The organism is Haloarcula quadrata (assembly GCF_003634715.1).
Taxonomy (GTDB): domain Archaea; phylum Halobacteriota; class Halobacteria; order Halobacteriales; family Haloarculaceae; genus Haloarcula; species Haloarcula marismortui.
In genome coordinates this window covers 2,936,720-2,961,879 of the sequence record NZ_RBWW01000001.1, presented here as the reverse complement: position 1 = coordinate 2,961,879, position 25,160 = coordinate 2,936,720, and the positions used below count along the sequence as shown (strand labels likewise).

The window sequence follows — 25,160 nt, the reverse complement described above, 5'->3', positions numbered from 1 at the left end:
ATAGCAGAACTACCCCTATGCGGACACTGACTCGCCGTATGCTGTGGACCCTCTTGCTCCTCGTCGCTGTCGATATCGCTGTGGTTGCGACCGCGGCGGTGCTCCTGACACCCTGGCTTGTGCCGGTGCGGAATGCCGTCGCGGCTCACCTCCCGTTCGGTGGTGCATCGGCACGCATCGCCTGGTGGATAGCCATTCTCACCCCTGCTCTTGTGGCGTTTGTCTGGGCACAGCTCCGGTACACCAGCGCCCAGACGATGGCCGAGGTTGACGCTCGCATCGTCGGCCCCGATGAGTACCCTGCCCTCCACGAACGGGTGCAACGGCTCGCGCAACTGGCCGACCTCACGCCGCCACGGATTGCCGTCGCGGACGCCGACGTACCGAACAGTTTCGCTATTGGGACGCTTGGCGGCGCGACGGTGGTCGTCAGCGAGGGGCTCCTCTCGGCGCTCGACGGCGACGAACTTGATGCCGTGCTGGCCCACGAACTCATGCACGTCGCCAACCGCGACGCGACCGTCATGACACTGGCCAGCTTCCTTCCGTCGCTGACCAACGGCGAGTACGACCCGCTTGCGGACCTGCTTCCCGGCGGGAGTCGCTACGCGCTCGGGCTGGTCGCGCTCGGTTTCGCGTACGTGTTCAGTGCCCGGGTGCTTGCGGCCCCCTTCGGAAGCCTCTCGTTCACGCTGGGGTTTCTGTTTCTGTTTGCGGTGACAGTCCTGCTGGGTAGCGTCGCGCTGGGTGTGTTCACTGCTCCCGTCGTCGTCCTCGGGCGGTCGCTCTCACGCGCTCGGGAGTTTGCTGCCGACCGGAGCGCGGCCCAGCTGACCGGCGACCCCGCCGCGCTCGTCGGGGCGTTAGAGACGCTCGACAGCGGGGTCGACGACCGGCCGGGGACGGACAAACGCTCCGCGTACGCGGGCGTCCGCGGACTGTGCTTCCTTCCCTACGGGTTCGATACGGCGGCGTCGAGCGATTCCCTGGCTATCGAAACACGGTCCCATCCACCGACGACGGAGCGGGTCGAACGACTGCAGTCAGTCGCACGCTCGCTCGAAACAGGGTCAGTCTGAATCCTGCTCGACGCTCGGATGCATCGTCGGCTCGCCCGGCATCGGCTCCTCAAAGTACCGTCGCATAATCTCCAGAGACTCCTGTTCGCGCTTCTTGCGCTCCGCCTCGTCGATCTCCTCACAGCCCGGCGGAACCGGTCGGTCGCGGCCGGTGAAATACCCCTCCGGCGCGGTCCAGTCGTGATAGAAGTCGATGTCGGAGTCCTCTAGCAGTGTGAGCCCGACCTGTGCGCCGTGGCCCGCGGCGACGATGGTCTGGTGGTGCTGCTCGGCCAGCCGGCCGGCCCCGTACAGCCCCTCAATATCGGTCCGGCCCTGCTCGTCGGTCGAGATGAACTGCTTCGACCCACGGTCGATGAGTGAGAGGTCCAGCCCCTCCAGATACGACGGGTCCGACCAGGACGCGGCGATGAGGTAGGTCGCGTCGTATGACTCGCCGTCGGTACAGGTTACCTCGAAGCCCTCCGCAGTTTCCGTCACCTGTTCGGCTTCGCCGTCGATGAACCAGACACCGGCGCGACGCGCCTGTGCCCGCATGAGTTCGAGCAAGAGCCGGGGGTTGATTCCCGCCGGGAATCCGGGGTAGTTCTCTAGGTGGGCATTGCGGTTCAGTATCGACTCACCGGTCGAGATGATCCGGGTCGACAGGTCGGCGCGAGCGGTGTAGATCGCCGCCGACAGTCCGGCGACGCCGCCGCCCACGATGATGACTTCTTCGCGGTCGGTTGGCATGGACGGATGTTTCCAGCGGGGGCCAAGAAACATGCCGGTTTGAGACCTATAGACGGAGAGCAGCCAGTAACGGCCCCGTCAAGGCACACACCGGGCGATACAGTTTCTGAGACTACCCGAAGCCTCATAACGATACACCTACTAAAGGCGTCGTAATGACCGACACCGTCGACGAGGTCGATATGCCGTACGACGATGACGCGTCTCAGCAACAGAAGATCGAGGCGCTGCAGGAGCGGCTAGAGGTGCTCGAATCGCAGAACGAGGAGATGCGCGATAAGCTGCTGGACGCGAACGCGGAAAACAACAAGTACCAGCAGAAGCTCGAACGGCTTACGCACGAGAACAAGAAGCTCAAGCAGTCACCGCTGTTTGTCGCGACCGTTCAGGAACTCTCCAGCGATGGCGTGATTATCAAACAGCACGGCAACAATCAGGAGGCCCTGACAGAGGTCACCGACGAGATGCGCGAGGAACTCGAACCCGACGACCGCGTCGCTGTCAACAACTCCCTCTCTATCGTCAAACAGCTTGACGACGAGACTGACGTTCGCGCTCGCGTGATGCAGGTCGACCAGTCGCCGGATGTCACATTCGCCGACATCGGCGGTATCGAAGAGCAGATGGAGGAAGTCCGGGAAACCGTCGAGATGCCGCTGAAGAGCCCCGAGATGTTCGAAGACGTCGGCATCGACCCGCCGAGCGGCGTCCTGCTGCACGGCCCGCCCGGCACCGGCAAAACGATGCTAGCGAAGGCCGTCGCCAACGAGACCGACGCGACGTTCATCAAGATGGCCGGCTCCGAACTGGTCCACAAGTTCATCGGTGAGGGCGCGAAGCTCGTCCGGGACCTGTTCGAACTGGCCCGTCAGGAGGAGCCCGCCGTCGTCTTCATCGACGAGATCGACGCTATCGCGGCCAAGCGAACGGAGTCAAAGACTTCCGGCGACGCCGAGGTTCAGCGGACGATGATGCAACTACTCTCGGAGATGGACGGCTTCGATGACCGCGGTGACATCCGTATCATCGCCGCGACGAACCGCTTCGACATGCTCGACCGTGCTATCCTCCGCCCCGGCCGCTTCGACCGCCTTATCGAGGTCCCGAACCCCGACCTCGAAGGTCGCAAGCAGATCTTCCAGATCCACACCCGTAGCATGAACGTCTCCGACGACGTGGAGTTCGAGGCGCTGGCCGAGGAGATAACGGACGCCTCCGGTGCTGACGTGAAGGCCATCTGTACCGAGGCCGGGATGTTCGCCATCCGCGACGACCGCACCGAGGTCACGATGGCGGACTTCCACAACGCTTGGGAGAAGATTCAGCAGGAAGAGACCGACGACGAGGACGTCTCCCGGACGTTCGCCTGATTCGGCCACGCTTCTATCCGATTCTCCGCTCTTTTCAGGCCAGTAGTCAGCGCTTCGACTCACAATTGCGCTGTCGTGCTCGCCCGTTTCAGAACACAGTTACCACTCCGGTCCTGACCTGCTGGTATGGCCGTCGCAGACACACTCCAGTCGCGTGCCCGCGCTCGTCCGCGGCTCGTCACCGCCGCCGTCTCGGTCGTTGGCTACGCGCTCGTGTTCGGCGCGTTCGGTGGCGTATTACCCCTCCCCGAGTTCTCGAACGACACCGTCATCCTGCTGGGTGACGCAATCGCCGTCGTCAACAGTATCGCGCTGGTCGCAATCGTCGCCGGCGTCTACTTCATCAAGAACAATCAGGTACAGAAACACCGCGCAGCGATGCTGACCGCGTTCACGCTCATCATGGTGTTTCTGGCGCTGTATATTCTCAAAGTCGGCGGCGGCTTCGAGAAGGAGATCGTCGCCGAAGGGTTCGTCTGGACGGCGTACATCGTGATGCTGGCGATCCATATCCTGCTGTCTGCGGTGTCCGTGCCCGTTGTCGTCCACGCGGTCGTCCTCGGCCTGACGCACTCCCCGGCGGAACTCAGGGAAACGATTCACGCTCGCGTAGGCCGCATCGCCGTCTCTGCTTGGGGACTGAGTCTCTTCCTCGGGCTCGTGACCTACGTCATGCTGAACCACATCTACGGCTGGGTCCCCCGGTAGGCGACCCCTCCCGGTGCGTGCAGTGGCGAACGATTTTGCCCGCCGCCGCCGTAGGCCCGGACAATGACCACAATCAAGGACAGCGTCCACGACCACATCGAGATTCAGGGCGTCGCGGCGGCATTGCTCGATACACCGCCGGTCCAGCGGCTCCGGCACATCTCCCAGCTTGGCACGGTGACGCTCGTCTATCCTTCGGCGAACCACACCCGATTCGAGCACTCGCTGGGCGTCTATCACCTCGCAGACCGAGTGCTGTCCCACCTGGGTATCGAGGGCCAGCAGGCCGAGCGAGTCCGAGCCGCGGCGTTGCTCCACGACGTGGGGCATTCACCGTACAGCCACAACGTCGAAGCGCTCATCCACCGCCGAACGGGCAAGTACCACGACGACGTGGACGAACTACTCGGTGACGGCCCTGTCGCACGCGTGCTCACCGAACACGGCCTCAATCCGGACCGCGTGGCCGGCCTCGTTGCCGGCGAGGGCGAACTGGGCCAGCTCGTCTCCGGCGAACTGGATGTCGACCGGATGGACTATCTGGTCCGCGACGCCCACCACACGGGCGTTCCATACGGGACTATCGACCACGAGCGGCTGGTCCGGGAGCTGTGTTTTGTCGACGGTGAACTCGTCCTCGATGAGGGGAACATCCAGACGGCCGAGTCGCTCCTGCTCGCACGGGCGCTGATGAACCCCACTGTCTACCAGCACCACGTCGCCCGCATCGCCAAGTCGATGCTGCGGCGCGGGACCGAAGAACTACTCGCCGCGACTGATACAACGGCCGAGACGCTTCGCCGGTGGGACGATAACGACCTGCTCGTGGCGCTCAGACAGTGCGACGCGACGGCGGCGTACGCACGGCGGCTGAGCCAGCGGGACCTCTACAAACGCGCCGTCTGGGCGGAGTGGCAGGCCGTGCCCGACGAGGTGCTGGCGGCCGACCACGACGCGGTCGGCGCGATGGAGCAGGCTATCGCCGACGAAGCGAACGTCGACAGGGACGCCGTTGTGCTCGACATTCCGCCCGAACCGTCGATGACCGAGTCCAGCAGCCGTGTCCTCGTCAACGGTGGGGTCCGTCGACTCGGCGAGCAGTCGACGCTGGTCAACGCCATCCGCGCCGCCCAGCGCGACCAGTGGCGGCTCGGCGTCTATGCGCCGGACGCCGAGAGTGAGCGGGTCGGCGCGGCGGCCATCCGCGAACTCGGACTCGACCTCGACGGGGCTCGGGTTCGGGACGTACGGACAGGTATCCATGCGACCCTCGATGAGTTTAATTGAGAGAACGGGCGAACAGGGAGTGTGATTCTGGAAGGGACGATTCTGACGGGGCGGTCGTTCGAGGCCGTCGAGGGCCGTGTCGTCGTCGAAGACGGGGAGATAACCGCTGTCGAGGAAACCGCGGTCGACAGCGACGACATCGTAGCGCCGGCGTTCGTCAACGCCCACACCCACATCGGCGATTCTATCGCCAAGGAGGCCGGCGAGGGGCTCTCGCTGGAGGAACTGGTCGCCCCGCCGGACGGCCTGAAACATCGACTCCTCCACGATGCGAGCCGAGACGAATTAGTGGCCGCGATGGAGCGGACGCTGTCGTTCATGGAACAGTCGGGAACCGGCGCGGTCATCGAGTTCCGGGAGGGCGGTGTCGAGGGTGTCCGCGCGATACAGGATGCGCTGGCGGGCTCAGACCTCGAAAGCGTAATTCTCGGGCGCGAGACGACCGACGCGATGGAACTGGGAGACGGGTTCGGCGCGAGCGGGGCCAACGACAGTGAGTTCGGGGCGGAGCGACGCGCGACGCGACAGACCGGGAAGCTGTTCGGCATCCACGCGGGTGAGGTCGATAGCTCCGATATCAATCCCGCCCTTGACCTCAACCCGGACTTCCTCGTCCACATGGTTCACGCCAAGTCGCTGCATCTCGAACGGGTCGCCGACAGCGAAATCCCCGTTGTGGTCTGTCCCCGGTCGAACATCGTCACCGGCGTTGGCCGTCCGCCGGTCGAAGCACTGGCTGACCGGACGACGGTCGCGCTCGGGACGGACAACGTCATGCTCAACAGCCCGTCGATGTTCCGCGAGATGGAGTTCACCGCGAAGCTGTACGACCTCTCAGCCCGCGAGGTGTTGCGGATGGCCACAGTCAACGGAGCCGAAATCGCGGGGCTTGGCGGCGGACTCATCAAGACCGGACAACCGGCACGCCTGCTGGTGCTCGACGGGGATTCGGACAATCTCTGCGGCGCACAGAACCCCGTTCGGGCAGTCGTTCGTCGGGCAGGGACGGCCGACGTTCGACGAGTCGTCCATCCGATGACGGAATAATTCTTATCACTGCGGGAATAGTATCTTTGGGCAATGCCCTCCACCACCGACCGCGCCCTGAGTACACCACTGAAAATACTCCTGTATGGCCTGTTAGGGCTGGTCTCGTTGTTTGTCGTCATCGCGGCTGTGAGAGTTGCGTTCGGACTGTTCTTCGGTCTCATCGGTCTCATACTGGGACTCCTCTCTCTGGCTGCCACCATCGGGTTCATACTGGCCATCGGCTACGCCGTGTACTGGGTCGTGTCAGAGGTTTTCGGTCAGGACGAGGCAACGGCGTCGGCGACTGACGCGTCACGGGCACAGGCCGCACACACGACTGGCGAGGCCAACGAAACAGACCCCGTCGATCGGCTCTCTGAGCGCTACGCTAACGGGGAGATTACCGAGGCGGAACTGGAACGCCGACTCGAACAGGCCCTTGACGGCCCGTCCGTGGATGACTCCGGGACAGCGGAGTTCGAACGAGACCGAGAGTTGAACTGAACACTACCCTGTTTGGTTGTTGCATGTTATCTTTTACCAAACTATATCCGTTCAGCCAGTCAATAGTACAGTATGTACAACAGGATACTGGTCCCGACTGACGGATCAGCGGGGTCGAGAGATATACTCACACACGCTGAGGCGCTTGCAACGGCTCACGACAGTGAGATTCACGCGCTGTACGTCGTCGACATCGGTCGGTTCTCCACGCTCCCGCACGAGCCGACGTGGGAGGGCGTCACCGACTCGCTTCACCGCGAAGGTGAGATGGCGCTGGACATGGTGGAACGTCTCGTTGCCGACGACGTGACTGTCACGCGAGCCACGGCCGAGGGAAGCCCAAGCCGGGAAATCGTCGAGTACGCGAGCCAGCACGGCTGTGACCTCATCGTGATGGGGACCCACGGTCGCGGCGGCATCGACCGCCTGTTGCTGGGCAGCGTCGCCGAACGGGTCGTCCGGTCAGCCCACGTCCCAGTCGTCACCGTTCCGGTGGAGACAGCGATGCAAGACCTCCCGGAGGATGAGCAGCCTGCCGGCGTCCCACAGTGACGTGTCCCCTGTCGTTGCGCTCACTCCGAAACCGGGCGGAGATGCTCACAATCTCCCGCTGAAACGACCTCTGTACCGGATGCTGTCTCGATAACGAGCGCGCCCGGGAACTGTACGTCCACGGCTTCGCCCTCGATAGGGCCTCCCGGTGTCTCGACCCGGACCCGTTTGCCCAGCGTCGTCGCGTACTCCCGCCACGCCTCGACGACGCGCCCCGTATCCTGTCGCAACGCGTCGAATTCTTCTAGCAGTCGCTGCGTGAACAGTCGCCTGTCGAGCGGTTCGCCCCGTTCGGTCGAGAGACTCGTCGGGTTTGCTTCATCGGGCAGTTCTGCTGGGTCAACGTTCGCGTTGACCCCGATGCCCACGACGACCCAGGAGACGCGGTCGGCCTCCCCCTCCATCTCGGTGAGGATGCCGACCAGTTTGCGCTCCTCGTCGCCGTGGCGGACGAGTACGTCGTTGGGCCACTTGATGCCGGCCTCGACGCCGGCCTCACGGGCCGCCCGTGTCACCGCGACAGCGGCCGCAAGCGTGAACACCGGCGCGTGGGCCATCGGCACGTCGGGACGGAACAGTACCGAGAGCCAGATTCCGCCGCTCGGCGAGTGCCAATCACGGTCGAGGCGCCCCCGGCCGCCGGTCTGTTCGTCGGCCAGCACCACAGTGTCTGACTCCCCTTCTGCCGCAAGGTCTCTGGCGCGTGCGTTCGTGCTGGGAATGCTGTCGTGGTACTCGACAGAAAACGGCGCATCGAGGCCGTATTCGACCGCGCTCGCCCCGAACTCCGGTACCGAATCGAGGGCGTAGCCCGCGTCGTCGCTACGGATCTCGAACCCCTCGTCACGGAGCGCTTCAACGTGCTTCCAGACCGCGGAGCGAGAGATATCCAGTTCGTCGGCGAGAGTCGGCCCCGAAACAGGACCGTCGGCCAGTGCATCGAGCACCCGGTGGCGTGTGTCGTTCATATCCGGGGCTTCGACCGGCCGGAATAAAAGGCGTCTGCAGTGCGCGGCGGGCAGGCCGCGCTCACCCGATCACAAAGAGCAAGTCGCCCATGTCGACGGATTCGCCCTCGCTGACGGCTACGTCGTTGACAGTGCCGCCGCGTTCGGCGACAATGTCGTTTTCCATCTTCATCGCTTCGAGCACACAGAGAACGTCGCCGGCCTCGACTTCGTCGTCTTCCTCGACGTTGACCTCCAGAATCGTCCCCTGCATCTCAGCGGCAACCTCCTGACCCTCGGCGGTGGTGGCACTGCCGCCTCCGCCGTCAGAGCTACTGCCACCCTGTGGCCGCTGTGGCTGGCTCCCACCGTCGGCGTCTACGTTGCCGACGTTGATTGGGGGTGCGCCGCGCTCTTCGAGGTCGACCTGAAAGCGCTTGCCGTTGACCTCGACGGTAAATTCGCGTTCGACGACTTCCTCGTCCTCGTCGCCTTCGCCGTCGGATTCGGTGACCGTGCCCCACTGCTCCTGCGCTTCTTCGATGCGCGTCCGGTCGAGGTGCTCGTCGAGGTACTTTGTGGTGTGTGTCCCGTTGACGAACTTCTCATCGGTGAGCATCAGGCGGTGGAACGGAACGACGGTCGGGATGCCTTCGATGTCGAAGTCCTTGAGCGCCCGTTTCCCGCGCTCGATACACTCCTCACGGTCCCCGCCGTAGGTGATGAGCTTCGCGATCATCGAGTCATAGTCCGTGACGAGGTCGTCGCCCTGCCGGAGCGCGTCGTCGAGGCGGACGCCGATACCGCCCGGCGGGTCGTAGGTGTCGAGGCTACCGCCGGTTGCGGGCGCAAAGTCGTCAGCGGCGTTCTCGGCGTTAATTCGGAACTCCATCGCGTGGCCCTCGATTTCCACGTCGTCTTGGTCGAAGGTGATCTCCTCGTCCATCGCCACCCGCAGTTGCCACTTGACGATGTCGATGTCGGTGATCTCCTCGGTGACGCAGTGCTCGACCTGAATGCGGGTGTTAACCTCGAGGAAATAGAAGTTCGCCTCCTCGCCGAGCAGTTCCCCTTGCTCGCGGTCGGTGTCCTCTTCGACGAGGAACTCGACAGTCCCGGCGTTGTAGTAGTCCGATTCGCGGACGCCGCGTCGGGCAGCGTCGCCGATCTTCTCGCGGAGCGCATCGTTCAGGGCTGGCGAGGGACCCTCCTCGATAACTTTCTGGTGGCGGCGCTGGAGCGAGCAGTCACGCTCGCCCAGATGCCGGACGTTGCCGTGGTGGTCGGCGATAATCTGAACCTCGATGTGGCGAGGGTTCTCCAGATAGCGTTCGAGATAGACAGAGTCGTTCGAGAAGTACGCCTCTCCCTCCCGTTTTGCGCTTTCGAGCTGCTCTTCGGCTTCTTCGGGGTCGTGGACGATTTTCATTCCACGGCCGCCACCACCGCCTTCGGCCTTGATAGCCACCGGGAACCCATTCTCCTCGCCGAACTCGACGACTTCCTCGGGGTCTTCGACCGGGTCGGTCGTCCCCGGGACGATAGGCACGTCAGCCGACTGCATGATCTTGCGAGCCTTCGTCTTCTCGCCCAGTGCCTCCATCGACTCACTCTCGGGGCCGACCCAGGTGACGCCGTCCGTTTCCTGCACGCGCGCGGCGAAGTCGGCGTTCTCCGCGAGAAAGCCGTACCCCGGGTGAATGGCGTCAGCGTCGGCCTGCTTGGCCGCGTCGATAATCGCTTCCTGGTCGAGATAGGAGTCTGCGGCACGGGCCGGACCGACGTTGTACGCCTCGTCCGCATACCGGACGTGACCGGCGTGCTTGTCGGCATCAGAGTAGACGGCCACTGTGCCGATGCCCAACTCCTCGCATGCGCGCATCACGCGCACCGCTATCTCCCCGCGATTAGCGACGAGCACCTTATCGAACATACGCCCTCATACTGAGAGTCGGCCCATAAAACTATGCGCAGATAGCGGCCAAACTTACATATATAATCATGTTAGTATGGAACATGACCACAAACCGACTCAGGGCGTCGCCGAGCAACTGACAAAAAACTGTCCGCGATTAGAACCGTTCGGCGCGGCCGGCAGCGCTCCAGGGGTCGGTCGGCGCGTCCGAGCGAACCCGAACGGACCGCTTCTGCGTGGCTTCAACGCGCCCGGAGAACGACCACTGTCTGCCGTCCCAGGAGTCACCGTCGTCTGCCGCCGCAGCCGCCGCGGCCGCTGCTGCCGCACGCTGGCGGTCGGTGAGGTGTGCGCCGATAGCGACGGCGATAGCAGCCGCTTCGGCCGTCGACGCGTCGTCGAGTTGGGCGGCGATTTCTGCGACCAGATCTGCATCGACAGCCGAGTCAGTGTCAGCCGCCATCGTTACAGTGGGATGTTGCCGTGCTTGCGGTCGGGCTGGTCCTTGCGTTTCCCCCGGAGGAGGTCAAGGTCGTCGATGAGCCGCGGGCGGGTTTCCTGGGGTTCGATGACATCGTCGACGAAGCCGCGCTTGGCCGCCGTATAGGGGTTTGCGAAGGCGTCGCGGTACTCGTCGATGAGTTGTTGCCGGCGGGCCTCCACGTCGTCGGCGTCCTCCAGTTCGTCGTCGTAGAGGACGTTCACCGCACCTTTCGGCCCCATCACGGCGATTTCGGCGGTCGGCCAGGCGTAGTTCATGTCCGCGCCGATGTGCTTCGACGCCATCACGTCGTAGGCCCCGCCGTAGGCCTTCCGGGTGATAACGGTCACCAGCGGCACGGTGGCCTCAGAGTAGGCGTACAGGAGCTTCGCGCCGTGGTTGATGATGGCGTTGCGTTCCTGGTCCTTGCCGGGCATGAACCCGGGCACGTCGACGAACGTGAGAATCGGGATGTTGAACGCGTCACAGAACCGGACGAAGCGCGCGCCCTTCCGCGAGGCGTTGATGTCCAGCGTCCCGGCGTTGACTCGTGGCTGATTGCCGACGACACCGACGCTGTGACCGTCCATGCGGGCGAACCCGATGACGATGTTGCGCGCGAAGTCCTCAGCCACCTCGAAGAAGGAGTCCTCGTCGACGATACGCCCGACGACATCCGTCATGTCGTAGGGTTTCTGTGGTGCGTCGGGAACAGCCATCTTCAGCGCCTCGTCCCGGCGCTCGGGGTCGTCCCAGGGCTCGACCCGTGGCGGGTCCTCGACGTTGTTCTGGGGGAGATACGAGAGGAGGTAGCGGATGTCGTCCATCGCCTCTTTCTCGTCGGCGGCCGTGAAGTGGGCCACCCCGGACTCGGAGGCGTGGGTCTTCGCGCCGCCGAGTTCGTCGAAGCCGACCTCCTCGCCGGTCACCGTCTCGATGACGTCCGGCCCGGTGATGAACATGTGGCTGGTCTCCTCGACCATGTAGACGAAGTCCGTAATGGACGGGGAGTACACTGCACCGCCGGCACACGGCCCCATGATGGCCGAAATCTGTGGCACGACACCGCTAGCTTGCTGATTGCGGTGGAAGATATCGGCGTAGCCCGCCAGCGAGTCGATCCCTTCCTGAATCCGCGCACCGGCGGAATCGTTCAGGCCGATGATGGGCGCGCCCGTCTCGATGGCCTTGTCCATCACCTTACAGACCTTCTGGGCGAACGCCTCGCCCAGCGACCCGCCGAAGACGGTGAAGTCGTGGGCGAAGACGTACACCCGGCGGCCGTCGACTTTGCCGTAGCCGACGACGACGCCGTCTCCCGGTACTTTCTTGTCGGCCATGTCGAAGTTCGTCGAGCGATGTTCACGGAGCGAGTCGATCTCGACGAAGGTGCCGTCGTCGAGGAAGTAATCGATGCGCTCACGCGCGGTGAGTTTCCCGCGGTCGTGTTGCGCCTCGATTCGTTCCTCGCCACCGCCTCGTTCGGCCTCGGCTTTTCGTTCCCGAAGGTCCTCGACACGGTCATCGTGGCTCACGCGATATCACTTCTCCCGGACCGGAGCATATCCGACTCCTTGCGGGCATCCGAGAAAAGCGTTATCAAACTTAACCATTATTTCTTGTATTCGATAACGGAAACCGGCGGAGTTTTGAGCGACGGCCCATTGCTTTCGCGCGTGAAGAACGTCACGGCCCGCCAGCACAACCCCTTTGGCTTCGACGCACCGTGTGAGCCGTTTGTGCCGGGGTACGGCGACGCCAACGCCCACTTCCACGTCATCGGTGACCACCCCGGCGTCCACGGTGGCGCAACGTCTGGCATCCCGTTTACCGACAACGCTGCGGCCGAACGCCTCCAGCGGGCGCTCGTTGAGGCTGGACTGCTCGCCGAGGCTGGCACGCCGCCAACCGTCGAGAAGACCTACCTGTCGTACCTGTATATGTGCGGCGGTGACCCACCGACAGACGCGGATTACGAAGCTCTGGAGCCGCTGTTCGACACGGAACTCCGGGCCATCACTGCCCACGTCCTCCTGCCTGTCGGCGAGCGGGCCACGCGACACGTGTTCGCGAACACGACCTCGGAGCCGACCGAATCGATCGACATGGACGCGCTGCACGCAACCGAGGTGCCCGGCAGCGGCTGGCTCGTCTACCCGATCAAAGAGCCCGCGGAGTGGAGCGACGACGACGAAGACGCCCTTGTCGACGTCCTGACTGCGCTACTGAAGACCGACTATCGCCGCGAGGCAGACCTCGGTCGGTTCATGCCGGGCGAGGACCCGTATCTGGTCCGGTAGCGGTTCTATTGATTCTTACAGCGGCTCCGACGATCAGAAACAGTGGCTACAGCGCCCACTCGTCCGAGAGCGGTTCCGCGGACGCCCAGTACGCGTCGAACGCCTCGATAGCCCACTCGCGGACGGCCGGCGCGGTCGTATCGATCGACGCCTGTAGAACGCCGTTGTCGTCCCGCAACAGCAGATGGACCACGTCGTCGGCGATCATCACCGCAAGTGGCACACCGTCGGTTCGCACCCGGACTGACGCGTCCGGTTCGGCACGCAGCGATTCGAGTCGTTTCCGGAGTCGGTCGTCCGCCGCCAGTGCGTCTATCGCGCCGGGCGAGAACACGCCCGAGAACCGCTGTTCGCCGGCGGTGACCCGTTCCTGAACGACTCGAATCGCCTGGTCGTTGAACGCATGGGAGAACGTCCGGACTTCCTCGGCATCTCGAAGCAGGTCGAGCAATCGCTGGACCGGCGCGTTCGGCCGCGTCTGACTTGGAACGGTTATCGTGGCGTCGGCCAGATGTTGCAGGTCGAAGGCCATCGCATCGGTGGGGAGATACTGGACGATGTCGCGCAGCCGCCGCTCGGTTTCGAGGCTACCGAGGAGGTCGGTGAACCCGTTAGCAACGATGCGGCCCGTCGCCGTGGCGACGTACTCGCCCCCTGTTCGGCGAATCCACGACCGCTCTTCGAAGTCAGCGATGATCCGGCCGAGCGTTGCCTGTGACGCGCCGGTTTCGGCCGCCAGTTCCCCGCGTGAGTGTGGCTCCGTGGCCAGAAGCCGCAACACCTCGACCCGGTTTGACGAGAGCGCGAGGAACTCGATCTCTTCGAGCGCCGATTCCATACCGTCACGTTAGGGAGTCCGTCCTAAAGCGCTTTCGTAGTATGAAATAATTTCACACCGTGCACATCCGCCACGGGTGTTCGGCCGTTTCGCGTTATGTAATATTTTCTAAACGGGCCTATAAGTATCGATACCGTACTGTAGAGTACGATGATTCAGGTTTCTCTCCGTGCTCTCTCTGTCGGCTGTGCAGTTGTATCAGAAACTAAATACGAGGTGGCGGTATGATTTCGCGCCGGACCTTCGCCCTCGCCGCCGTTGCCAGTGTCCTGCTTGGCGGGACCTTCGTCGGCGCGAAGGCCGGACTGTCGTATCTCCCGCCGCTTCTGTTCGTCGCTCTCCGGTTCGACATCGCCGCTGTCGTGCTCCTTGGGTATGTTGTGGTGACGCGGTCCCGGGACGAACTGCTCCCACGGACCCGAGGCGACGCGCTTGGGATTCTCTCGACAGGCCTGTTCGCGCTCGGCCTCGCAAACGCGCTGATATTCGTCGGCCAGCAGTCCGCTACCAGCGCGGTTGCCGCTATCATCTTCAGCCTCAACCCGATACTGACGCCGGTGTTCGCCGCTATCTTGCTCTCCGACGAACGACTCTCGGCCCGCGGCGGTCTCGGGATGGTTATCGGCCTGCTCGGTGTCGGTCTCGTCGTTAGCCCTGACCCGGCAATGCTCCTGAGCGGGGGCATCGGCAAGCTAATCCTGTTCGCTGGCGCGGCTAGCGCGGCGCTGGGAAGCGTGCTCATCCGGTGGTCCGGCGGTGGCCTGTCGAGTACGGTCCGAACCGCATGGGCGCTCCCTGTCGCCGCCGCGCTCTGCCATGCGCTGAGCATCGGTATGGGCGAATCCGCGGCCACGGCGGTGTGGTCGCCGACTGCGATAGCAGCCCTGCTGTACGTCGGCATCTTCGCCGGCGCAATCGCCTACATCGCATACTTCGGCCTGCTCGATGTCACCGGTGCAATTCAGGCCAACCTCATCTTCTACGTGGTCCCCGTTGTATCAACGCTCGGCGGGTGGGCCGTGCTCGGTGAGGCAATCACCCCGACCGCAGTGGCGGGCTTCCTGACTATCTTCACGGGGTTCGTAGTACTGGGCAGCGAGTCGGTCGACATCCGGGCACTGCTCCCGGCTACTACCGACGAGGGTGACACTGTGTCCGAAAGTCTCGGCATTGCGGACGAACAGCGCGGGTTCGAGTCCGACTGAGACAGGCCGTTAGGGTGTCATATGCCTGTTTCGACCTCACTTAGGATAGGGAGTACACTGAGCCTGCCGGCCACAGAGATTCAGCAAAGTATTCACTCCACCGTCATGTATCCCTACGGGTATGACTGTCGGTGAAAATACACGCAGTCGACAACTGTTGATACCGATAGGCGGACTGGCGCTAGTGTTTCAGTCGATAGCGTTTGAGGGCACCTTCGGACTTATCGAGCATCCCGGTGTTTCCGGGGTCCTCAGAGACGTGCTGAGCGGTGGTCTATTGCTGGTGGCAACGGTCTGTCTCTTCGGTGGCGTGTATCTACGCCTGCGCAGTTCGTGAGCGACATGCCGCCCTTCTGCACGTGGCTAGGCTGCTACGGCTGGAAAAAACATCTCGCGACGACCGGATACACCGGGCGGTCACTACAAACCGTCGCGAAGAAGGTCCGCGGGAAACCGAGGCTGTGCGTCGGTTATATTGGCGGGATAATCGCGGGGTCCTCAGCGAGGAACAGCGTCTGCAGGCCGAGCGCCAGCGTCAGGAGCACGCCGAGGATAACCACCGTTCGGACCATCCAGAGCCAGGTCGGACCGAATGCCCGGAGCCCACCCGTCCCCTGTCGGAGCTCGGCAACTGCGTTGGAGGAGAGCACCCAGCCGACGAACACTAGGATGAGCAGCACTGACAGCGGGAGGAACAGCTTGTACGCGAGCGTGTCGAACCAGCCGAACCACGCCAGGTCCCAGGCTGACGGGAATCCGAGAACGAACAGCACAACTCCGAGCATCGCCGCCAGAGACACTCGTGAGTATGACGTGTTGTCGACGCCGTAGGAGACTGCAACCTCGAGGAGGCTGATGGCGGAGGAGATCGCGGCGATGAGGACAACGCCGAAGAACACGACACCGAGGAGTCGACCCCCGGGGAGCTGTGGGAACGCCGACGCCATCGCGACGAAGATGGCCGACGGACCGCTGGTGTCGGGGCTGACGTTGATGGCGAAGAGAATCGGGAACACGACCAGCCCGGCCAGCACACCAACGAGCGTGTTCGTCACGACGATGATGCCACCGTCCACCGGGAGGCTCTCGTCGTCACCGATGTACGAGGAGTAGGTAATCATGGCTGCCATCCCCAGCGAGAGGGTGAAAAACGCCTGTCCAACTGCGAACGGAATCAGGTCGCCAGCGTTCGCCGCCAGCGTGGAGAAGTCCGGTGAGAGGAAGTAGCTGTAGCCAGCCCCTGCTCCCTCAAGCGTGGTAACCCAGGCCGCCATCCCGATCATGAGGAGAACGATGCTGGGGACCATCACCTTCGTCGCCTTCTCGATACCGTCCTCGACACCCACTGCGACGATACCGACACAGATCAGCAGGAACAGTGCCTGTCCGACGACAGCTTCTGGCCCACTGGCGATGGCTCCGAAGTACTCCGCGGAGTTTCCGAAGTATGCGCCCGTTGCGCTACCGAGGATATATCGCATGACCCACCCGCCGACGACGTTGTAATACGAGAGGATCCAGAAGCCCGTAAAGACGCCCAGGCCACCGACGACCCGCCACTGCTTGAATCCGAGTTCTGCAAACGCGTCGACGGCATTACGGTTCGTTCGCCGTCCGATGATGAACTCTGCCAGCATTGCCGGAAAGCCGATGAGCAACACGGCGACGAGGTAAAAGACGAGGAACACTGCGCCGCCGTTTGTCGCGGTCTTGAACGGGAACTGCCAGATGTTTCCGAGACCGACTGCGCTACCAATCGCTGCGAGAAGGAACCCGAGCCGTGAGGCCCACGTTTCTCTGTCACTCATTGTGATGCGGCATATTCTTTTGGGGTATAAAAACCACCGTGATTCCGATTCGCAATACTCCGCCGTAATGTCAGTATAAACATATAACTCTCGAAGCCAAACAACAGCCGAGACATCAGCACTGATACCCCCTTGCCGCCGGTTCCTGACAGTGCGGATACGTGACGACGAGAAACGTGGGGCTAAGGCCGGGCGGCAGGCGGGCCAGATACAGCCACCAACGTCAGACCTCGCCGTACACCGGTACTGCCGCTCCGCTGGTCACGGCTGCGGCGTCAGAACAGAGGAACAACAGTACGTCGGCGATATCTTTCGGGTCGACCCACGTCTCGAAATCAGCGTCGGGCATCATCTCCCGGTTCATCGGGGTGTCGATGACGCTGGGCATGACGGCGTTGGCTCGCACGGACCCGAGGTTCTCCGCCGCGATGGTCTCCGTTAGCAGTCGGACGCCGGCTTTCGACGCTCGGTAGAGGCCGTCGCCTGCACCGCCCTCCAGCGACGACCGCGCGGAGACGGAGACGATTGCGCCCTCGGCCTCCCGCAGGTGTGGAATCGCGTGTTTCGACGCCAGAAACATCGTCTTCAGGTTCACGTCGAACAGGAAATCGAACGTGGCCGCATCCGTCTCGTGGATCGGTGTGTCGCCGCGCCACGTTCCGGCGATGTTCAGCAAGTAGTCCAGTCGCCCGTGCTCGTCGACGACCGCGTCAATGGTGTCGGCGACGTCGTTCTCGTCGCTGAAGTCCGCCCGGTAGAAATCCACGCGTTCGGGGTCGGAAAGCAGGAAATCCTCGGTGTTCGGTTCGACGATGTCACTACCACAGACGGTCGCCCCGGCCTTGAGAAAGGCGTTTGCGACTGCACTGCCCAGCGCCCCGCCAACGCCCGTGATCAGTACTATCTTACCGTCGAAATTAAACTCGGTTGACATACAACTGTCAATGGATAGTAGTGATATAAAAGCCCATCTCAAGAAACCCGAGGGTCGAGTCTGTGGACCGACGATAGACGGTAGCGCCGGTCGGACTACGGCGTGACGACGAGTTTGCCGAGGAAGCTGTCGTTGCGCACGTCGTCGTGAGCGGCCGGGACTTCCGCGAGGTCGTAGCGGTGGGCGACGACCGGCGTCAGTTCGTCGTCAGCCATGAGCGTCGCCAGTCGAGAAAGCACCGCGCCGAACTCGGGCGTGTTGAACATCGAGACGTGGTGGACGCTGAGGGCCTTGGCCCGGCAGCGCGGGACGTTCTCGAACGTCGCCGCGAGGTCGGTGTTCCCGATGGCGGCGATTCGCGCGCCCTGTGCGGCCACCTCGGCGTCGAACGCGAGGTAGTCGTCGAGCCGGTGGTCGAGAACCACATCCGGTGCGCCGGCGTCGACCACCGCATCAGCGAGGTCGTCCCGACTGTAGTCGAACACGTCGTCCGCACCGAGGTCGGCCAGTTGGTTGTGGTAGGCCGGTGACGCCGTCGTCGTCACCCGCGCTCCGTTCGCCGCAGCCAACTGGACCGCAACGTGGCCCACGCCGCCGCTCCCGCCGTGAATCAGCGCCCGTTCGGCCGGCTCCAGCGAGCAGGCGTCGACGAGCGTTTGCCAGGCGGTGACGCCGACGAGCGCGACGGCCGCGCCCGCCTCGGCGGACACCCCTTCGGGGAGCTGTGCCAGATGTGATTCGGGAACAGTGACGTACTCCGCGCAGGTTCCCTGGAGCCAGTTGCCCAGCCCGGTTGCGAACGCCCGGTCGCCTTCGGTGACGGAAGCCACGCGCTCGCCGGTCGCGGCGACGGTCCCGGCACAGTCGGAGCCGGGTATCCAGGGCAGTTCGCCCGGTTCGTAGTCGCCGGTCCGGAAGTACGTATCGACCGGATTGACCGCCGCTGCCTCGACTTCGAGCAGGACCTCCTCTGGACCTGGCGTTGGTCGTTCGATGTCGTCGACGCGGAGCACGTCCGTCCCGCCGTATTCGTGGAATCGTACAGCACGCATTGCAGTATGCGTCAGGCGGTATCGGCAAAACCTTTCCCCACAGTCCACTCGGCTTCTGATATGGTTTTCATATCGCGGTACGTGCAGCGAAACCGCCGGCAGCGAACGGGTGGGGCCGGTGCCCATCTCTGCGACTGTAAGGTATATCAGTAGAGCAATAGAACGTTCCACCGGTAGCCGTTCCGAGGCGACGGATTTCTACAGTCGGTTGTGGTGCTTATCATCGGTGAGAATTGCGTAGCAACCCTTTATTAGCAGGTTTGTGTAGAATTGCGTGATGGATTCAAATAGGGACTCGCCGCTCCCGAGCTTTATTGCTGGCAGTTACGCTGCCAGGCTCGGGTTGGCGCTTTCATTCGCGATACTTGTTATTATCGCTGCTGGAGTCCTGACAAGCGTGCAGGCGTCCGCCACTCTTGAGGAAGACGTGGCGGACGACATCACCGCGCTGTCAGAGACACAGGCAGTACAGTTAGACGACTGGCTGACGACATCGCGTCGGAACGTCCGGTCGACGTCGCGACTTCCCGTGTTCACCGACGGAACGGACACGGAGAAACAGCAACGACTGGAGGAGTTACGGTCCAACGAGGAACTACCGCCCAGTGTCGTCGCAGTACACTACTTTGACACCGAGACAAGCGAGATTCGCGCCAGTTCGAATCAGGACTTCATCGGGGTCAACGCTGCCGAGCAAGGGGCACCGTTCGCTACGGACCCGCCACAGTTCGACGGCCCCGACGACACGCACGTGACGGAGCCGTTCTCCGTCTCAGTCGTTGACCACCCGATAGTTGCCGTCGTTTCGCCGGTTCCCGGGGACGAAGACAGAGCGCTCGTGTACATGATCGACCTCCGGAAGAAGGCCGATCAGATATCGAGCCACCGCGAAGGGTCATTTACCACGGTTGTCAACACCGACGGGGAGTTCGTCTCACACCCCAACCACTCGATGATCGGGTCGACAGCACCGATTTCCCAGATGGAATCGGACCCGCTGGGCACGCTCGAACCCGGACAGAGAATGTTCCACGAAACAGACAGTATGTTGATGGGGCTGACCCGTCTCGAATCACACGACTGGGTCGTTATGGTCCACTCCAACCGGGAGGCCGCATACGCCCTGAGCGATCAGATCAACTCTGACCTCATTGGTCTCATCCTGCTTGCCGTCGTCAACCTTGGACTCATCGGGGTCACGATCGGCGGAAACACGATTGCTTCGCTGCGGCGGCTTTCGGTAAAGGCTGAAGCGATGGCCGACGGTGAGCTGGATGTCGACCTCGATACGTCCCGGGAAGACGAGTTTGGAACACTGTACGCTGCCTTCGATAACATGCGGGCAAACCTCCGGACACAGATATCTGAAGCCGAAACTGCCAAGCAGGAAGCCGAGGCGGCCAAAGAGCAGGCACAGGCGGCCCGTGAGGATGTCGAATCCGAACGCAACGAGATGGAGGCGCTGACCGGCCACCTCGAACTCAAGGCACAGCAGTACAGCGACGCCCTCGACGCAGCCGCCAACGGCGACCTCACCGCACGGGTGGAAACGGACAGCATGAACGACGCAATGGCGGAGGTCGGCGAGGACATCAACACGACGCTCGATGCGCTCGAAGACACAATCGCCGATATGAAAGCGTTCGCGACGAACGTCATCCAGTCCAGCGACCGTGTCAACTCGAACGCGGAGCGGGTCGACCGGGCCAGCAAGCAGGTGTCGAAGTCGATCAACGAGATCTTCGAGGGGACGACCGAGCAAAACGAAGGCCTTGAATCGGCGGCCGCAGAGATGCAGAACCTTTCGGCGACCGCACAGCAAGTCGCCTCCTCTGCCCAGCAGGTCGCCGACACGTCCCAGTCGGCCGCTAAAGTTGGCGAGGACGGCCGCGAAGCCGCACAGGAAGCTATTGCGGAGATGAGCGCTATCGAGGCCGAGACCGGCGAGACCGTCGAAGAGATCAACGCGCTCGACGACGAACTCGACGAAATCGGTGAGATTGTCGGCGTCATCACGAGTATCGTCGAGCAGACGAATATGCTGGCGCTGAACGCCTCTATCGAGGCCGCCCACGCTGACGGTGACGGTGAAGGGTTCGCTGTCGTCGCAGACGAGATCAAGGGCCTCGCAGAGGAGACCAAAGAGGCCGCCGCCGACATCGAAGGGCGCATCGAGGCCATTCAGGAGCAGGCCGGCGACACCGTCGAGACGATGGAATCGACCAGCACCCGAATCACTGAAGGCGTCTCGACGGTCGAGGAGACCGTCGATGCACTGGAGACCATCGTCGAGTACACCGAAGAGGTCGACACCGGCATTCAGGAGATCGACCGGGCGACCGAGGAACAGGCCCGGACCGCGCAGGACGTGATGGGGACTATCGACGACTTGACGACGATCAGTCAGCAGACGGCGACGGAGGCGGACACCGTGGCCGGCGCGGCACAGGACCAGTCCGCGTCCATCGAAGAAGTGTCTGACTCCGCGACGGAACTCAGGCAGCGTGCTGACGATCTCGAATCGCTACTGGACCGCTTCACTGTCGAAAACTCCGCCGGGACGGGCACCGACAGCACGGCCGCTGTGGGGGATGACTAACAATGGCAACGATAACAACCTGGTTCACGCTGGGATTACTGGGTGAACTGCTCGGGACGGCGGTGCTGGCGTACGGCTACACGCTTGTCCCCGAAGAGACGCGGAAGCGGTATCTGCTGCTGATCGCGATTCCGGGTATCGCCATCGTTGCCTACGCGCTGATGGCGCTTGGCTTCGGGTCGATACAGAGCGAGGGGCACGCGGTGTACGTGGTCCGTTACGTCGACTGGCTGTTGACGACGCCACTCAACGTCTGGTTCCTGGCGCTGCTCGCTGGCGCAAGCCGGGAGGACACGGTGAAACTCGTCGTCCTGCAGGCGTTAACTATCGTCTTCGGGTTCGCCGGTGCAGTCACCGCGTCGCCAGTTAGCTACCTGATGTTCGCTATCGGTGCGGCGCTGTTCGGCGGCGTCATCTATCTCCTCTACCGGAACATCGCAGTGGCTGCGAAGTCGACCCTGTCCGACATAGAGGTCAGCCTGTACCGCACACTCCGGAACTTCGTTGTCGTCCTCTGGCTTGTGTATCCGGTCGTCTGGCTACTCGGTGCGGCAGGAGTGGGCCTCATGGATGTCGAGACCGCGACGCTCGTGGTCGTTTACCTCGACGTGGTCACGAAAGTCGGCTTCGGCGTCATTGCCTTGCTGGCGATGATCGACCTCGGCTCAGCCGGGGAGACCGCCGAGGAGCCGACAGCGGTTGCAGGGGACTAGCGAGGGGCAAGCAAAGCGCGCCCCTCGAAAATGCGAACGGCGACGAAAGGAGCCGTTCGCAGGGAGCGACCTTCGTTGCTGCGAGCGACCTTCGTTGCTGTGAAGTCCAGTTTTGTATGAGGCACTACACACATATACGACGACACTCAGCGGCCAGTCAGGACTGCTCTTCACTGGCAGTCCCAGTGGTCTCTGTCTCGTCAGTCGCGCCGGCCGCTTCAGTCCCGTCTACGGTATCGAGTGCGTCTGGAAGCTGATCTTGGATCAGCCAGAACGTCAGCCGGTAGACGCCATACCCGAGCAGGACGAATAACACAAGGTCGATAAGATACAGTTCGACGAATTCGAGGAGCGAAATTTCGTTGAGCGCGAGGTTGCCGGACAGGATGAGAAACTCAAGGGTGGCGAGGACAAACAGCGCGGGTGCAAAGAGGACCACCAGTCCGATGACGAGAAGTGCGACCCGTTTCTGTGAGGGGGAAACAGACATACCGCTAGTTCGCTGCCCAGACAGATAGCTCTACACGTTACTTGTTACCAATCCTGTACCGACCGCCCACGCTATGCTATAGCTGACAGTGACCGAAGTGAACGGCGGACAGCGAGGGTATCGAATAAAGAGAAGCGCGCCGGTCAGTGGATGCCCATCGCTTCGATCTGCTCCTGATACCGGTTCCGGATGGTGACTTCTGTCACCTGAGCCACGTCAGCGACCTCGCGCTGGGTCTTCTTTTCGTTACACAGCAGCGAAGCGGCGTAGATGGCTGCGGCGGCGTAGCCAGTGGGTGATTTCCCCGAGAGCAGCCCTTGCTCGGCGGTGGTGTCGATGATTTCGTTGGCCTTCGACTGGACTTCCTCAGAAAGTTCCAGCTCGGAGGCAAACCGCGGGACGTACTGCTTGGGGTCGACCGGTTCCATCTTCAGTTCGAGTTCCTGAGCGACGTAGCGATACGTCCGGCCGATCTCCTTCTGTTCGACCCGGGAGACATCCGAAACTTCCTCTAGACTGCGGGGGATGCCTTCCTGTCGACAGGCCGCATACAGGCAGGCGGTGGCGACGCCCTCGATGGAGCGACCGCGGATGAGGTCCTCGTTGAGCGCCCGTCGATAGATGACCGAGGCGACTTCCCGGACCGACCGGGGGACACCGAGTGCGCTCGCCATGCGGTCGATCTCCGACAGTGCGAACTGCAGATTCCGTTCGCCGGCGTCCTTGGTTCGGATGCGCTCCTGCCACTTTCGAAGGCGGTGCATCTGACTCCGCTTCTCCGAGGAGAGCGACCGACCGTAGGCGTCCTTGTCCTTCCAGTCGATCTGTGTGGTCAGCCCCTTGTCGTGCATTGTCTGGGTCGTGGGGGCTCCGACGCGTGACTTGGACTGGCGTTCGGAGTGATTGAACGCCCGCCACTCCGGCCCGCGGTCGATGTTCTCGTCCTCGATGACGAGGCCACAGTCCTCGCAGACGAGTTCACCACCGCCGTCGCTAGATATGGACTCCGACTCACACTCGGGGCAGGTCTGCTGGCCCGTGCTCTCGGACTCCTCCTCGCGTTCCTCCTGTTCAGAATCCCGCTGGCGCGTCGGCCGTTCCATGTGTTCTTTTACGGAGAAAAGCCAATCACGTATAAATGTTTGGGCTAGTCCGACAGTTTTGCCTGGTTTGGACGCGGTCTGTGAATCCTAAATGGAACAATCATGTTAAATTTACCTAGAGCTGTCTATGTTTCGAGCAAGCGATGGGTGTAATCGGCTGGCACACCTCGTTCTCACTCCGCGATGACGGTGGAGCGCGGGCGGGCCGACACTGTTCGCCCCGCATATCGCGCTCTTTTAGTCCGGGACTCACCCACTTTGAGGTATGAGCAAGGTCAATATCGGGCTTCGGGGCTGGCGCTTCAACGAGGACGTGCTTGGGTCGGACGGGCGGGTCCGCCCGCTCAAGACCATGGAGCCGGAAACTCGCCAGCGGTTACTGGTGCTTGCAGAACGGGTTGTCGACCCCTGTGACGCCTGCTGGCTTATTCACGGCGACGAAGACATCGAACAGTGCAACGTCGCGGATGCTATCTACGGCGAGCCGATGGGCGAGGTAGTCGTCTGTTCGGACCACGAGACGGACTTCATCTACTGGTTCCGTGAGGAAGGCGGCGAGGCCTACGCCGGTGATACTGACCTGGCCTCGGCCTTCCACGAGTGGTTCCTTGACGGGAACCGCGCCCCGGAGGGGTACGTCGGCCTTGAACACGTCGATGAAGACCCGACAGCGCTGCCAGAGGCCCCCGACAGGGACGAAGCGATTCCGGGACTCGAAGAGGAAGTCGAGCAGATGGACGAGGAGGACCTCGACACAATCGATATGGACCTCAGCGACCTGGACGTATGATATCGGTCGCCGTCGTCGACGCGGAGACGCCGGGCAACGTCGGCACCATCGCCCGGTCGATGAAGAACTTCGGCCTGTCGGAACTGCTGCTCGTCGACCCGCCGGAGCTAGACCCAGACGGCGAAGCGTATGGCTTTGCTGGCCAGGCCCGTGACGACATCCTGCCGAACGCCCAGACGGTGACGTTCGACGACATCGTCGAGAACTACCACACCGTCGCCTGCACGGCGACGACCAACGAGGACCCCGCTAACCACGTCCGGTATCCAGCGACGACCCCGGCCGACCTGACCGACTCGCTCCGGGATGTCGAGGGCGATATCTGCGTCGTCTTCGGCCGCGAACGGGTCGGGCTCTCGAACGACGAACTCGCACGGCTGGACGTCATCTGCTCTATCCCGGCCAGCGCGTCGTATCCGGTGTTGAACCTCGGTCAGGCGGCTACAATCGTTCTCTATGAACTGCGTGAGCTAACTGTTGCCGAGACCCAGCACCCCGAGGAGCTGCATACGCTCGCCGAGACGCCGGCGGTCGAGGGCCTACACGAGGAGTTCGACCGATTCCTCGGCGCTATCGGTCACCCCGAAGAGAAACAACACAAGGCCCGGCGGCTGTTCCGGCGGGTGCTCGGGCGTGCGCAACCGACCGGCCGGGAGACGAAGACGCTTCGCGGTCTGTTTCGGCAAGCCCGACAGCGAATCGAGCGTGCCGAAGACGACTGAGG

Annotated in this window: 24 protein-coding genes; 13 read left to right on the top strand and 11 right to left on the bottom strand. The window is 62.8% G+C overall.

The genetic code is table 11. The annotated features are described in order from the left end of the window. Positions 1-38: 38 nt before the first annotated feature. A complete protein-coding gene (locus BDK61_RS15285) occupies positions 39-1,079 on the top strand; it encodes a M48 family metalloprotease (RefSeq protein WP_244209808.1) in 1,041 nt (346 codons plus the stop codon). Here BDK61_RS15285 and BDK61_RS15280 read toward each other — a convergent pair. Then, complete coding sequence (locus BDK61_RS15280; RefSeq protein WP_121303656.1) at positions 1,071-1,811, bottom strand: NAD(P)/FAD-dependent oxidoreductase; 741 nt, start codon at positions 1,809-1,811, stop codon at positions 1,071-1,073. The two genes, BDK61_RS15285 and BDK61_RS15280, sit on opposite strands and share 9 nt — an antisense overlap. A 155-nt stretch (positions 1,812-1,966) precedes the next feature. Here BDK61_RS15280 and pan1 point away from each other — a divergent pair, with 155 nt between their 5' ends. The 6 genes from pan1 (at position 1,967) to BDK61_RS15250 (ending at position 7,261) form a co-directional block, all read left to right on the top strand. Next, on the top strand, positions 1,967-3,181 hold the full coding sequence (gene pan1, locus BDK61_RS15275; protein ID WP_121303655.1) for a proteasome-activating nucleotidase Pan1: 1,215 nt from the start codon (positions 1,967-1,969) through the stop codon (positions 3,179-3,181). Between the two features lie 126 nt (positions 3,182-3,307). Beyond that, on the top strand, positions 3,308-3,889 hold the full coding sequence (locus BDK61_RS15270; protein WP_121303654.1) for a DUF420 domain-containing protein: 582 nt from the start codon (positions 3,308-3,310) through the stop codon (positions 3,887-3,889). A 63-nt stretch (positions 3,890-3,952) separates the two neighbouring features. Then, positions 3,953-5,176, top strand: a complete 1,224-nt coding sequence (locus tag BDK61_RS15265) for an HD domain-containing protein (protein ID WP_121303653.1) — start codon at positions 3,953-3,955, stop codon at positions 5,174-5,176. A 21-nt stretch (positions 5,177-5,197) separates the two neighbouring features. Beyond that, a complete protein-coding gene (locus BDK61_RS15260; protein ID WP_121303652.1) occupies positions 5,198-6,223 on the top strand; it encodes an amidohydrolase family protein in 1,026 nt (341 codons plus the stop codon). A gap of 33 nt (positions 6,224-6,256) precedes the next feature. Continuing rightward, positions 6,257-6,709, top strand: coding sequence for an SHOCT domain-containing protein (locus BDK61_RS15255; RefSeq protein WP_004963500.1), 453 nt, complete (start codon positions 6,257-6,259; stop codon positions 6,707-6,709). Positions 6,710-6,781: 72 nt separating this feature from the next. Next, positions 6,782-7,261 (top strand): universal stress protein, encoded by a 480-nt coding sequence (locus BDK61_RS15250; RefSeq protein WP_011224869.1) that lies wholly within the window; start codon positions 6,782-6,784, stop codon positions 7,259-7,261. A gap of 20 nt (positions 7,262-7,281) precedes the next feature. Here BDK61_RS15250 and BDK61_RS15245 read toward each other — a convergent pair whose 3' ends face one another. The 4 genes from BDK61_RS15245 to BDK61_RS15230 all read right to left on the bottom strand — a co-directional run bounded on the left by BDK61_RS15245 (position 7,282) and on the right by BDK61_RS15230 (position 12,139). Beyond that, a complete protein-coding gene (locus tag BDK61_RS15245) occupies positions 7,282-8,229 on the bottom strand; it encodes a biotin--[acetyl-CoA-carboxylase] ligase (RefSeq protein ID WP_121303651.1) in 948 nt (315 codons plus the stop codon). Between the two features lie 61 nt (positions 8,230-8,290). Further along, complete coding sequence (locus BDK61_RS15240) at positions 8,291-10,141, bottom strand: acetyl-CoA carboxylase biotin carboxylase subunit (RefSeq protein ID WP_121303650.1); 1,851 nt, start codon at positions 10,139-10,141, stop codon at positions 8,291-8,293. A 139-nt stretch (positions 10,142-10,280) separates the two neighbouring features. Beyond that, the gene (locus BDK61_RS15235) at positions 10,281-10,586 is read right to left on the bottom strand and encodes a hypothetical protein (protein WP_004963491.1); all 306 of its coding nucleotides are present in this window, start codon (positions 10,584-10,586) and stop codon (positions 10,281-10,283) included. Positions 10,587-10,588: 2 nt separating this feature from the next. Beyond that, positions 10,589-12,139 (bottom strand): acyl-CoA carboxylase subunit beta, encoded by a 1,551-nt coding sequence (locus BDK61_RS15230; RefSeq protein ID WP_121303649.1) that lies wholly within the window; start codon positions 12,137-12,139, stop codon positions 10,589-10,591. Positions 12,140-12,280: 141 nt separating this feature from the next. Here BDK61_RS15230 and BDK61_RS15225 point away from each other — a divergent pair, with 141 nt between their 5' ends. After that, a complete protein-coding gene (locus BDK61_RS15225; protein WP_121303648.1) occupies positions 12,281-12,904 on the top strand; it encodes a uracil-DNA glycosylase family protein in 624 nt (207 codons plus the stop codon). A 46-nt stretch (positions 12,905-12,950) separates the two neighbouring features. Here the strand turns inward: BDK61_RS15225 and BDK61_RS15220 are convergent, their stop codons facing one another. Further along, entirely contained in the window at positions 12,951-13,742 is a 792-nt protein-coding gene (locus BDK61_RS15220; RefSeq protein WP_007188211.1) for a helix-turn-helix transcriptional regulator, read from the bottom strand. A 224-nt stretch (positions 13,743-13,966) separates the two neighbouring features. Between BDK61_RS15220 and BDK61_RS15215 the strand changes: the two genes are divergently transcribed. Next, a complete protein-coding gene (locus BDK61_RS15215; RefSeq protein ID WP_121303647.1) occupies positions 13,967-14,947 on the top strand; it encodes a DMT family transporter in 981 nt (326 codons plus the stop codon). 470 nt (positions 14,948-15,417) lie between these two features. Here BDK61_RS15215 and BDK61_RS15205 read toward each other — a convergent pair whose 3' ends face one another. The 3 genes from BDK61_RS15205 to BDK61_RS15195 form a co-directional block, all read right to left on the bottom strand. After that, on the bottom strand, positions 15,418-16,755 hold the full coding sequence (locus tag BDK61_RS15205) for a sodium-dependent transporter (protein WP_004963472.1): 1,338 nt from the start codon (positions 16,753-16,755) through the stop codon (positions 15,418-15,420). Positions 16,756-16,978: 223 nt separating this feature from the next. Continuing rightward, positions 16,979-17,689: an SDR family oxidoreductase gene (locus tag BDK61_RS15200; protein WP_121303646.1), complete on the bottom strand. Its 711-nt coding sequence runs from the start codon at positions 17,687-17,689 to the stop codon at positions 16,979-16,981. Between the two features lie 95 nt (positions 17,690-17,784). Then, positions 17,785-18,741: an NADPH:quinone reductase gene (locus tag BDK61_RS15195; protein ID WP_004963467.1), complete on the bottom strand. Its 957-nt coding sequence runs from the start codon at positions 18,739-18,741 to the stop codon at positions 17,785-17,787. 397 nt (positions 18,742-19,138) lie between these two features. Between BDK61_RS15195 and BDK61_RS15190 the strand changes: the two genes are divergently transcribed. After that, positions 19,139-21,340, top strand: a complete 2,202-nt coding sequence (locus tag BDK61_RS15190) for a methyl-accepting chemotaxis protein (RefSeq protein ID WP_121303645.1) — start codon at positions 19,139-19,141, stop codon at positions 21,338-21,340. Positions 21,341-21,342: 2 nt separating this feature from the next. Continuing rightward, positions 21,343-22,053 (top strand): sensory rhodopsin II, encoded by a 711-nt coding sequence (gene sop2 / locus BDK61_RS15185; protein WP_121303644.1) that lies wholly within the window; start codon positions 21,343-21,345, stop codon positions 22,051-22,053. 157 nt (positions 22,054-22,210) lie between these two features. On the opposite strand, the gene BDK61_RS15180 is transcribed toward sop2, so the two are convergent. Together BDK61_RS15180 and BDK61_RS15175 are read right to left on the bottom strand one after the other, a co-directional pair. Continuing rightward, positions 22,211-22,543: a hypothetical protein gene (locus tag BDK61_RS15180; protein ID WP_007188218.1), complete on the bottom strand. Its 333-nt coding sequence runs from the start codon at positions 22,541-22,543 to the stop codon at positions 22,211-22,213. A gap of 143 nt (positions 22,544-22,686) precedes the next feature. Continuing rightward, positions 22,687-23,646 (bottom strand): transcription initiation factor IIB, encoded by a 960-nt coding sequence (locus BDK61_RS15175; protein WP_004518753.1) that lies wholly within the window; start codon positions 23,644-23,646, stop codon positions 22,687-22,689. A gap of 265 nt (positions 23,647-23,911) precedes the next feature. On the opposite strand from BDK61_RS15175, the gene BDK61_RS15170 reads away from it, so the two are divergent. Continuing rightward, positions 23,912-24,436 carry a hypothetical protein gene (locus BDK61_RS15170; RefSeq protein WP_004963456.1) on the top strand — a complete coding sequence of 175 codons (525 nt, stop codon included), beginning with the start codon at positions 23,912-23,914 and terminating at the stop codon, positions 24,434-24,436. Continuing rightward, positions 24,433-25,158 carry an RNA methyltransferase gene (locus BDK61_RS15165; protein ID WP_121303643.1) on the top strand — a complete coding sequence of 242 codons (726 nt, stop codon included), beginning with the start codon at positions 24,433-24,435 and terminating at the stop codon, positions 25,156-25,158. Before BDK61_RS15170 ends, BDK61_RS15165 begins: the two co-directional genes overlap by 4 nt. Positions 25,159-25,160: the final 2 nt, after the last annotated feature.

Coding starts and splice junctions, on each gene's coding strand:
- BDK61_RS15165 (WP_121303643.1), top strand. CDS start 24,433: ATGATATCGGTCGCCGTCGTCGACGCGGAGACGCCGGGCAACGTCGGC.
- BDK61_RS15240 (WP_121303650.1), bottom strand. CDS start 10,141: ATGTTCGATAAGGTGCTCGTCGCTAATCGCGGGGAGATAGCGGTGCGC.
- BDK61_RS15255 (WP_004963500.1), top strand. CDS start 6,257: ATGCCCTCCACCACCGACCGCGCCCTGAGTACACCACTGAAAATACTC.
- sop2 (WP_121303644.1), top strand. CDS start 21,343: ATGGCAACGATAACAACCTGGTTCACGCTGGGATTACTGGGTGAACTG.
- pan1 (WP_121303655.1), top strand. CDS start 1,967: ATGACCGACACCGTCGACGAGGTCGATATGCCGTACGACGATGACGCG.
- BDK61_RS15270 (WP_121303654.1), top strand. CDS start 3,308: ATGGCCGTCGCAGACACACTCCAGTCGCGTGCCCGCGCTCGTCCGCGG.
- BDK61_RS15235 (WP_004963491.1), bottom strand. CDS start 10,586: ATGGCGGCTGACACTGACTCGGCTGTCGATGCAGATCTGGTCGCAGAA.
- BDK61_RS15265 (WP_121303653.1), top strand. CDS start 3,953: ATGACCACAATCAAGGACAGCGTCCACGACCACATCGAGATTCAGGGC.
- BDK61_RS15215 (WP_121303647.1), top strand. CDS start 13,967: ATGATTTCGCGCCGGACCTTCGCCCTCGCCGCCGTTGCCAGTGTCCTG.
- BDK61_RS15245 (WP_121303651.1), bottom strand. CDS start 8,229: ATGAACGACACACGCCACCGGGTGCTCGATGCACTGGCCGACGGTCCT.
- BDK61_RS15195 (WP_004963467.1), bottom strand. CDS start 18,741: ATGCGTGCTGTACGATTCCACGAATACGGCGGGACGGACGTGCTCCGC.
- BDK61_RS15250 (WP_011224869.1), top strand. CDS start 6,782: ATGTACAACAGGATACTGGTCCCGACTGACGGATCAGCGGGGTCGAGA.
- BDK61_RS15280 (WP_121303656.1), bottom strand. CDS start 1,811: ATGCCAACCGACCGCGAAGAAGTCATCATCGTGGGCGGCGGCGTCGCC.
- BDK61_RS15220 (WP_007188211.1), bottom strand. CDS start 13,742: ATGGAATCGGCGCTCGAAGAGATCGAGTTCCTCGCGCTCTCGTCAAAC.
- BDK61_RS15180 (WP_007188218.1), bottom strand. CDS start 22,543: ATGTCTGTTTCCCCCTCACAGAAACGGGTCGCACTTCTCGTCATCGGA.
- BDK61_RS15200 (WP_121303646.1), bottom strand. CDS start 17,689: ATGTCAACCGAGTTTAATTTCGACGGTAAGATAGTACTGATCACGGGC.
- BDK61_RS15205 (WP_004963472.1), bottom strand. CDS start 16,755: ATGAGTGACAGAGAAACGTGGGCCTCACGGCTCGGGTTCCTTCTCGCA.
- BDK61_RS15285 (WP_244209808.1), top strand. CDS start 39: ATGCTGTGGACCCTCTTGCTCCTCGTCGCTGTCGATATCGCTGTGGTT.
- BDK61_RS15175 (WP_004518753.1), bottom strand. CDS start 23,646: ATGGAACGGCCGACGCGCCAGCGGGATTCTGAACAGGAGGAACGCGAG.
- BDK61_RS15170 (WP_004963456.1), top strand. CDS start 23,912: ATGAGCAAGGTCAATATCGGGCTTCGGGGCTGGCGCTTCAACGAGGAC.